Origin of the sequence: Pseudonocardia lutea (genome assembly GCF_042658055.1) — a bacterium.
In the GTDB taxonomy this organism is placed as follows: Bacteria; Actinomycetota; Actinomycetes; order Mycobacteriales; family Pseudonocardiaceae; genus Pseudonocardia; species Pseudonocardia lutea.
On sequence record NZ_JBHSQK010000100.1, the window covers coordinates 1 to 6290 of the forward strand.

8 protein-coding genes are annotated in these 6290 nt (G+C 71.6%); 4 read left to right on the top strand and 4 right to left on the bottom strand.

Features of this window, described 5'->3' with window-relative positions; translation table 11 throughout:
• On the bottom strand, positions 1-267 hold a 267-nt coding region (locus tag ACFQH9_RS28925), incomplete at its 3' end, for an alcohol dehydrogenase catalytic domain-containing protein (protein ID WP_465269545.1).
• 57 nt (positions 268-324) lie between these two features.
• On the opposite strand from ACFQH9_RS28925, the gene ACFQH9_RS28930 reads away from it, so the two are divergent.
• The 3 genes from ACFQH9_RS28930 to ACFQH9_RS28940 are packed head-to-tail and all read left to right on the top strand — an operon-like array spanning position 325 to position 3333.
• Entirely contained in the window at positions 325-1551 is a 1227-nt protein-coding gene (locus ACFQH9_RS28930) for an acyl-CoA dehydrogenase family protein (protein ID WP_379571057.1), read from the top strand.
• The gene (locus ACFQH9_RS28935) at positions 1548-2588 is read left to right on the top strand and encodes an alpha/beta fold hydrolase (protein WP_379571059.1); all 1041 of its coding nucleotides are present in this window, start codon (positions 1548-1550) and stop codon (positions 2586-2588) included. Before ACFQH9_RS28930 ends, ACFQH9_RS28935 begins: the two co-directional genes overlap by 4 nt.
• A gap of 19 nt (positions 2589-2607) precedes the next feature.
• Positions 2608-3333, top strand: coding sequence for a GntR family transcriptional regulator (locus ACFQH9_RS28940; protein ID WP_379571061.1), 726 nt, complete (start codon positions 2608-2610; stop codon positions 3331-3333).
• 82 nt (positions 3334-3415) lie between these two features.
• On the opposite strand, the gene ACFQH9_RS28945 is transcribed toward ACFQH9_RS28940, so the two are convergent.
• From ACFQH9_RS28945 to ACFQH9_RS28955, 3 genes are read right to left on the bottom strand one after another with little or no spacing between them, the layout of a single operon-like run.
• Positions 3416-4087, bottom strand: a complete 672-nt coding sequence (locus ACFQH9_RS28945) for a GntR family transcriptional regulator (RefSeq protein WP_379571063.1) — start codon at positions 4085-4087, stop codon at positions 3416-3418.
• A 53-nt stretch (positions 4088-4140) separates the two neighbouring features.
• Entirely contained in the window at positions 4141-5238 is a 1098-nt protein-coding gene (locus ACFQH9_RS28950) for a maleylacetate reductase (RefSeq protein WP_379571065.1), read from the bottom strand.
• Complete coding sequence (locus ACFQH9_RS28955; RefSeq protein ID WP_379571067.1) at positions 5216-5938, bottom strand: cytochrome P450; 723 nt, start codon at positions 5936-5938, stop codon at positions 5216-5218. The genes ACFQH9_RS28950 and ACFQH9_RS28955 overlap by 23 nt, the downstream gene beginning before the upstream one ends.
• Positions 5939-6014: 76 nt before the next feature.
• Here ACFQH9_RS28955 and ACFQH9_RS28960 point away from each other — a divergent pair.
• The coding region (locus ACFQH9_RS28960) for a hypothetical protein (protein ID WP_379571069.1) at positions 6015-6290 on the top strand (276 nt) is incomplete at its 3' end.

Below are 6290 nucleotides of genomic sequence, written 5' to 3' on the forward strand. Positions count from 1 at the left end.
GTTGTGGGTGTTGAAGCAGTACCAGGGCTTGCCCTTGCGGCAGGCCCGGCACTCGCCGCACACCGCGCGCCAGTTCAGGATGACGAAGTCGCCGGGGGCGACCTCGGTGACGCCCTCGCCCACGGACTCCACGATCCCGGCGGCCTCGTGGCCGAGCAGGAACGGGAACTCGTCGTTGATCCCGCCCTCCCGGTAGTGCAGGTCGGTGTGGCAGACCCCGCACGCCTGGATCTGCACGACCGCCTCGCCGNGATTCACTCCTGACATCCTGGCCGAGTTGTCATACGATCCTATCGTCAGTCGGAAGCTCACTGAGGAGGTCGCGTGACTGCGGAATTGGCGATCGAGCACGACGTCGAGGTGTCGTCCGAGGAGTTGGTGTCGCGAGCGCGAGGCCTCCGACAGCAGTTGATCGACGACCAGGCAGCGGCGGAGGAACGGACCACCTACTCGCCCGAGCTGCACGTGGCCTTCGAGGAGGCCGGGTTCTATCGCATGTTGATCCCTCGCCGGTTCGGCGGCCTCGAGGTGGGCCTCCCGACCTTCCAACGAGTGATGATCGAGATCGGCCGTGGGAGCCTCGGGGCGGCCTGGGGACTGTGCCTGACGGCGAACCACGCGCTGCAGGTCGGGTCCTGGTTCGGCGAGCAGGCGCAGGAGGAGTTGCTGGCGGGCGCCGGGTTCCGGGCCGCGTCGGTGGCCGCGCCGACGGTCAGGGCCGAGCGGGTGCCGGGCGGCTATCGACTGACCGGGCAGGTCGCGTACTGCTCGGGTATCCCGTACTCGACGCACTTCATGGGGCAGGCGGTGCTCGCTTCACCGGACGACGGCGAGCCAACGATGATCCTCTACGTCGCCCCGGAGAGCGCGTTCACCCGACTCGGGGTCTGGGGCACACTCGCGGGGCTGAAGAGCACGGGCTCGGACACCATCCGCTTCGACAGTGCCTTCGTCCCCGAACATCTCGTGATCGAGGGCGTCGACATGGTCGACTACCCGGCCGAGCACGGCGCGCCTGGGGTGGAGCTCAACCGCAACCCGATGTACGGCGGCCGCGCGCTCACGATCTTCACACTGTCCCTGGCAGGCCCGATCGTCGGCGGGGCTTACAGCGCGCTCGACGAGTACGCGAATTGGATGCGCGCCAAGCCCGCGATGTTCCCGCCCTTCCTGCCTCGCACTGAGGACCCGGACCACCAGCGGCACTACGGTGCGGCGCTCGCGCGGATCGGCATGGCCGAGGCGACCGTGTTGCAGGCCGCCGAGGAGTGGATGCAGCTCTGCCGGGACAACGCGGCCGGCATCCGGCCGTTCACCCAGCGCGAGGACTTCCGGCTTGCCTCGGTGGTGCGGGAGGCCTGCGTCGTTGCCCACGAGGCCGTCGAGCAGGAGTTGTTGCGCACCATCGGGTCGAGTGCGCTCGGCGAGGGCCAGCGCTTCGAGCGGGCCTTCCGGGACTTCGGGCAGGTCGCCGGCCATCGCAACCTTGCGCTGCGCGAGCAGATGTACCGGCTGGTGGCCACGCTGGAACTCGGCGTGGAGCAGCCGTGAGCGAAGACGTCGGCACGCACCTCGAGCAGCCCGCAGAGGCCGCGGCGCCCGCTCCGCGCTGGGACCCCGCGGCGGTCCCGGCCCGCCTCTCCCGGCGCGGGATCTACTGGGTACCCGGCAGTCGGGTGTCCTCCGCGGAGGGCACCCTGCCGTGCGGGCCGTTGTTCGTGGAGTGGGAGGCGCCCGAGCACATCACGGAGCCATATCCCTTGGTTCTGATCCACGGGGGTGGTGGGCAGGGGACGGACTGGTTGGGCACACCCGACGGCGGTGCCGGCTGGGCGAGCCGGTTCGTGGATACCGGGTTCGCGGTGCACGTGGCCGACCGTCCGGGCCATGGGAGGTCCCCGCTGCATCCGGACGTGCTCGGAGCGCCGGGACCCGCGTTCACCTACGAGGGCGCCGTCGGCCTGTTCGCCCCGGCGGAAGTGGCCGACCGGCAGACCGCATGGCCGGGGGGCCGGGACGCGGGCGACCCGGTGGTGGAACAACTCGTTGCCCCGACCGGGCCGATGCTCGCCGACGTGCCCGCCGCCCACGCCCGGGAAGGCGAAGCGCTCACCCGGCTACTCGAGGCTGTCGGCCCTGCCGTGCTCGTCACCCACTCCGCCGGGGCGCCGGCCGGGTGGATGGTCGCCGACAGGCGCCCGGACCTGGTGCGGGCGATCGTCGCGATCGAGCCGATCGGGCCGCCGTTCGCGTCCATCCGGGGCGGGGGGCACTCGCTCGCGTACGGGCTGACGGCAGCGCCAACCGGCTACCGCGCCCCCACCCAGGACGAGCCCGCCACCTGGCCCGCCCTGGCCGACGTGCCGGTGGCCGTCGTGACCGCCGAGGTCTCGCCGCTGGCCGGGATCGGCCGCGCCGTGATGGACCACTTGGCCGGGGCCGGCGTGGACGTGGAGCATCTCGACCTGCCCGCGTATGGCATCCGGGGAAACGGCCACGGCGTCATGATGGAGTCCAACGGCGCCGAGTCGGTCGCCCTGCTGGCGGGATGGATCCGCGGTGTCGTCACGCGATCGCCGCGAACGTAGGAGGCGGAACGGAGACCGTATGACGAGCATGCGGTACGCTGAAGAGGTGACTGCGGCAGGACCGAATCTGGCGGCCCAGATCGAACGGGCTGCAGCTCCCTTGCGCACTCAGGTCCTGGATGTGCTCCGCAATGCCATCCTCACCATGCAGTTCGCACCCGGCCAGCGGCTCATCGAGCGTGAGCTGATCGACATGACCGGGGTCTCCCGCACCACGATCCGCGAGGCCCTGCGCGAGTTGGCGGCCGAGGGACTGGTCAAGACCATCCCGCAGCGGGGAGCGGTCGTCGTCGCGCTGTCGGTCGAGGAGGCCGAGGAGCTGTACGACCTGCGTGAGGTCCTCGAGGGGCATCTGGTCCGCCGGTTCGTTCAGCGCGCGGAGGATGGGGACGTGGTTCGCCTCCGTCGCGCCCTGACCCGACTGGAGGATCTCGTAGAGGAGGGTGGCGACACCGCCGCCGTACTCGCCGAGAAGGACCGGCTGTACGAGGTGCTACTCGAGGGGGCGGGCAACTCGGCCCTGCGGGCCAGCCTCTCCCAGCTGCACGCGCGCGTGAGCTTGCTGCGGGCGAGCTCGCTGTCGTCAGACCCGGGGCGTCCGAGGGAGTCGGTCCAGGAGATCCGACGGATCGTCGAGGCGATCGAGGAGCGGGACGCCGACGCCGCGGCGGAGGCCACAGTGGCACACCTGCGTGCTGCCGCGACGGCAGGTATCCGCGCCGTCGGCGCCGCGACAGTCGCCTGATCTCACCGTCGGTCGAGTCGCCCGCCCGTCGGCCTAGGGTGGTGCGCGTACACCGGGTGGTGCGCGTGCACCGCGGTTCGGGTCAGCGCGCCCGCGAGAAGTGCAGCGCGGAGCGTGACAGGGCGTCGAGGTGAGCGTCCGCGACTTCAACCGCCCGGGCTACGTCGTTAGCTTCCATGGCCGCGACAATCGCGTTCAGCTCGTCGGCCACGCTCGCCGCCCGACCGGGCCCGTGCAGACCGGTTGCCATGGTCAGGCCGATCTCCTCGCGCAGCGTCAGCAGAAGGTCCACCGTGTTGCGGCCGCCCGCTGCGCGCAGCAGTAGGTAATAGAACCACTCGTACGCCTCGCGGAGGGCGGCCGGTGATGACGCGGCTGAGTCAACGAGCGTGCGGAAGCGCTCGGCGGCGGCGCGGACCGCGGCACGCTGGGCGGGCGAGGCGCGCCGGACGAACCGCCGGATCGTGACCTCCTGCAGCCCGCGCCGCACCTCGTCGACCTCGGCGAGCCGCGCGGCGTCGATGTGGGGCACCACCGCGTCGTCCCCGGTGAGCCGTAGGAGCCCCTCCGCGGCGAGGGCCGCGAAGGCGTCGCGAACGTCCGCCGCCGACACGTGGTGGCTCCGCTCAACCTGCGCGGCGCACAGTCGGGCACCCGGCGCGTGGAGGCCGGACAGCACCTGGTGACAAAGCACGTTCTTGAGCCGCGCGGCGTCAGGCCCGGGCAGCGTCGCCCGGCCGGGATCGGCAAGCACCGGAACAGCGTACCCGCGCAGGGCTCCGACGAACCCTGCACCGCGTGCGCCGCTCAGGCGCGAGGCGGCGCCCCGTCGACGGCGCGACGGAGCAGACCACGGATGTCCTCCGCGGTGGGCTGCACGGGATTCGCGTATGGCGCGGCGACCGCCCGTTCCACGGCGATCTCGACATCGGTCGCCGGCATACCGAGTGCGGCCAGCGAGGCCGGCGAGCCGAGTCGGATGCCGAACTCCCACAGCGCGTGCGCCGGGTCCGCAGCGCCCGTGGCGCGACTCAGGGCTGCGGCGGCCGCGGGAGCGTGCGGGAGGTTGAAGGCCAGCACGTGCGGCAGCACCACAGCATGGGTCTGCGCGTGCGGCAGGTCGAAGGTGCCGCCGAGGACATGGCACAGCTTGTGGTGCAGGGACATCGTTGTCGCGCCCAAGCAGGTGCCGCACAGCCATGCTCCGTACAGGGCGGCCGCGCGCGCCTTGGCAGCAGAGCCGTCGGCGACCAGCCGGGGCAGCGCGCTGATCAGTGCCCGCGCGCCCTCCTCGGCCATGAGGGACACCACGGGGGAGCGGTCCGGTGCATAGAGAGCCTCGGCGGCGTGCGCCAGGGCGTTGAGCCCACTGGACACCGCGACCGGAACCGGCAGGCTCGCGGTGAGCTCGGGGTCGTAGACGACGGTGGCCGGGCGGACCCGCTCGTCCCGCCCGGTCCGCTTGGCGCCGTCTTCGGTGAGGCCCCAGACCGACGTCATCTCTGAGCCGGCGTACGTCGTGGGAATGGCGATGATCGGCAGCCCGGACTCCAGGGCGATCGCCTTCGCGAGCCCGATCGTGGAACCGCCGCCGACTGCGACGAGCCCGTCGGCGCCCAGCCGGGTGGCCTCGGCGACCGCGGCCTGCGCCACCGGGACGGGAACGTGCATTCGGGCGTGCGGGTGCACTCCGGCCGCTAGGCCGTTAAGCAGGCCGGCGACCCGGTCGGCGAGATCCCGCTGCTCGGGCGTGCTGACGACCAGCAGTCGGGCGAGCCCAAGGGCCTTCGCCTCGGCGCGGACCGAGCCGAGAGCCCCGGCGGAGAAGGTGACCCGGATCCTCGGTGACTCGTGGACGAACGTCTGCTGCAGCGCCAGTCCGCTAAGGGTATCGAGTTCGGGCACGATCGTCTCCTTCTTCCCGTACGGGGCTCTCGTCGGTCGATGCCCGCGCGTCAGCGCGGTTCGTGGTCGCAGAAGCGCAACGGCAGGTGTGAGAACCCGGACTGCAGGGGTTCGCCGTAGGTTCGGACCGGGTCCCCGTCCAGCTCGATCCAGCCGGTGCGCTGGAGCAGCCTGGACAGGGTGGCCTGCACCTCCAGCCGTGCGAACGGGGCCCCGCCCCGATGCACTGGTGGGGCCCGTTGCCGAAGGTCAGATGCCGGTTGGGCGTGCGGTCGATCATGCAGCGGTCCGGGTCGGGGAACTTGTCGGCGTCCCGTTTGGTCGAGGCCCAGCTCAGCGCCACCAGGTCACTTTCGGACATGGTCTGCCCGTGCAGCTTGACGTCGGTGCACAGGGTGCGGGCAAGCTGGTGTAGCGGCGGGTGCAGCCGCAGGTACTCCTCGACGGCCTGCGGGATCAGCGCCGGCTCGGTCCGGAGTGTGCGCTGGTCCTCGGGAGTGGTGGCGATCTCGTGAAGGGCCGCGGTGATCGCCTGGGTCGTGGTGTCGCCCCCGGCGGCGAACAGCTGGACGCCGATGGCAATCGGGACCTCCGGCGGGAAGGGTTCGCCCGCCTCGTCCCGGGCCGCGAGCACGCCGCTCATCAGGTCCTGTTCGGGATCCAACGGGTGCGCGCGGCGCTGCTCGACCAGCGCGATCACGTCCTCGGTCCAGAGGTTCGCGACGAGCGCGCCCAGCGCCTCCGGTTCGTGCGCTACCGCCTCGATCTGGTGGAGCTTGTCGACGAACGTCCCACGTGTCGTCGGGCATGTTCAGCAGCGCGGCGAGGACCCGCTGAGGCAGCGGGAGGGCGAGCTCCGCAGTGGCATCCCCGCGGCCGCCCTCGATCAGATCCGTCACGTGCTCGTCGACGAAGGCCTCGATGCGCGGGCGCAGCGCCTCCACCCGGGCAGCAGTGAAGTAGGTGTTGAGCAGCTTGCGGTAGACGGTGTGGTCGGGCGGGTTGACGGCGATCGGGATCGACAGGGCGAAGCCCGGGAATTCCGGGAACGG

Coding starts and splice junctions, on each gene's coding strand:
- ACFQH9_RS28940 (WP_379571061.1), top strand. CDS start 2,608: ATGACGAGCATGCGGTACGCTGAAGAGGTGACTGCGGCAGGACCGAAT.